Below are 1955 nucleotides of genomic sequence, written 5' to 3' on the forward strand. Positions count from 1 at the left end.
AAAAACCTTCCCGTGGCCATTTCATACGAGACGATGACGGAGTCCGAGCGTGTTGAAGCCGGGTTGGTTGCCGCTGTGGATTCCGGAAAACTCACCGAAGCGAAAAGCTGGAGCTACACGCTCAAACAGGGCGGCGATTATCAGCTCGGAACCGCCTGGGTTGAGGTGCTATCGGCGGGTGAGGTTGAAATTGTCATGACCCTCAACGGTAAAGTGGTGAAAACGGTAACGGCATCCAACGATCCGTCCAAAGTTAAGGGGCGCACATCTGACGATTTCGGTTTTTTCAGGCTGGAAAGCCGCTTTGAAGGTCTGGCTCCCGGTTCCCGGATCGAAATAAAAGCAGTGCCGTCGGGCGATGTGGCCTACCGGCTTGCCTTTCATTTTGTTTCTACCACGCCCGATTTTACCGGTCTCAAGGTTCTGAATGTTGCCGATTACGGTGCTGTGGGTGACGGGCTGACCGACGATATGGCTGCGATTCACAAAGCGGTCGCGGCGGCGAAAGCTGCAGGGGGGGCGATTATTCGTTTTGAAAAAGAGAAGCACTACCGCGTTATCGGGAAGGATGACCTGACCTACGAGGTGGCTTTTGAGCTGTTTGATACGGCGAATATTAAAATCGAGGGGCATGGTTCCACAATCATCTTACATCCGCCGGATGGCTTGGCGAAAATTCAGCGTTCCCGGAATATTCAGATCGACGGCCTCTTCGTTGATTACGATCCGCTACCCTACTATCAGGGCAAAGTGACCGAAATTAACATCGAAAAGATGACGGTGGATCTGGTGGTGCCGGAGCGTTACCCCGTTCCGCTTACCGGTAAATGTGAAAGTAAAAGTCCCTATTTTGCGCGCTCCTTTGCGCCTGATCACCCGGGAGCCAGGACGAGTCATAAGACTCAGAGCATCTATATCGACTCTGTAACGGCACTGGATGACCCGCGGCACGTAAGGTTGCATGTTGGTCAAGCCGCTAAGGGGAGTGATTTTGCACACAGAACGATGAAGCCGCGGCTGATCGCGGCAAAAAAAGCGGGAGCAACTGAATTCATTGTTCCTCACAAAGAGTATGGTCATCGTGATGGACTGACTAGCATCTTGCGAAGCGCCAGAATTAAGTTTTCCAATGTCCGCTACTATGTGGTGCCCTATTTCTGGATGCAGGTTAAGGGCAACAGCGGCCCGGTTACTTTCGAGAATGTGGATCTCAAGATGAAGCACCCGGAAACGGAACTACTCGCTTCATGGCGCGATGGATTCCATATTAAAAACGCCCGCTTCGGCACTTTGATCGATGGCTGCGATATGGATGGGGCGGCGCAGTATGATGACACCTTTGCGATTTACACGCGCATTCACAATGTGGTTTCCCAAGAGTCAAATACCCTGACGATGGACGCAGGATTTCGTGATCATAAAGACCTTCACACCTGGGTCAAAGGGGACTGGGTCAGCATCTGGAATAAAGATCAGACCCACCTGCGCGGAATGGCTAGAATGGTTGCGCTCCAGAATGTACCCGAGAGCGAAAAACGATTCCACCTCACGTTTGAACAATTACCTTCCGGTATAGAGCCCGGTGATGTGGTGATTAACGACGAGGTGTTAAACCGGGGTACGCTGATCCGCAATTGCACCACCAGTTCCACGGGAGCTGGACCTTATGCAAGCACCCGCTTCCGCGCGAGCGATATCCGCTTTGAGAATACGCGTTTCGAATCGTTCCACTTTAAAACCGAGTTCAACCCGTTTTGGGGAACTCCCCGGTCGCGTGGGGTTAGCGTAAAAGAGTGTACTTTCGGAGGTCCGCGGACGATGGTCACACTTAGCTCGCCCATCGGAGTGCACTTTGAAGATTGTCATTTTGACGGGGTTACAGTGGTTGCCCCCAGTAAGGCCGAAAAGGTCGTATTCCGCGATTCCTCGTGGTCGAACGTCAGCAAGATGATAAA

The 1955-nt window shown here is 52.3% G+C and carries 1 protein-coding gene; it reads left to right on the forward strand.

Annotated elements, in window-relative coordinates; translation table 11 throughout:
- Positions 1 to 12: 12 nt before the first annotated feature.
- On the forward strand, positions 13 to 1955 hold a 1943-nt coding region (locus BSZ32_RS18830; RefSeq protein WP_206018803.1), incomplete at its 3' end, for a glycosyl hydrolase family 28-related protein.

Origin of the sequence: Rubritalea profundi (assembly GCF_002954445.1) — a bacterium.
Lineage (GTDB): Bacteria > Verrucomicrobiota > Verrucomicrobiia > Verrucomicrobiales > Akkermansiaceae > Rubritalea > Rubritalea profundi.